The sequence below is a fragment of the uncultured Pelagimonas sp. genome (assembly GCF_947498515.1).
GTDB lineage: Bacteria > Pseudomonadota > Alphaproteobacteria > Rhodobacterales > Rhodobacteraceae > Pelagimonas.
On record NZ_CANMKO010000040.1, the window covers coordinates 1 to 269 of the forward strand.

Annotated in this window: 1 pseudogene; it reads right to left on the reverse strand. The window is 61.7% G+C overall.

Annotation, left to right across the window (positions count from 1 at the left end):
- Positions 1-101 precede the first annotated feature (101 nt).
- Positions 102-269, reverse strand: a pseudogene (locus Q1A43_RS22425) (3-deoxy-8-phosphooctulonate synthase); the annotation flags it as partial.

Here is a 269-nt window from a genome sequence, read left to right on the forward strand (position 1 = left end):
GGCGGACCTGCGCAACGTCTACACCGCAAAAGACGCCAAACGCGCCGGATTCTCCGCTTATGAAAGCATTGGGCGGGCCGGAGACGTTCGGCCTTAGGCCCTCACAGCCCCTTTGCTAGGGAATCGAAAGCGCGCAGGTTGGCGATTAGGGCTCCCATCTGATCGACTGGGATCATGTTGGGCCCGTCTGAGGGCGCTGTATCGGGGTCTTGGTGGGTTTCGATGAACAAAGCCGACACGCCAACCGCACAGGCGGCGCGCGCCAAAAC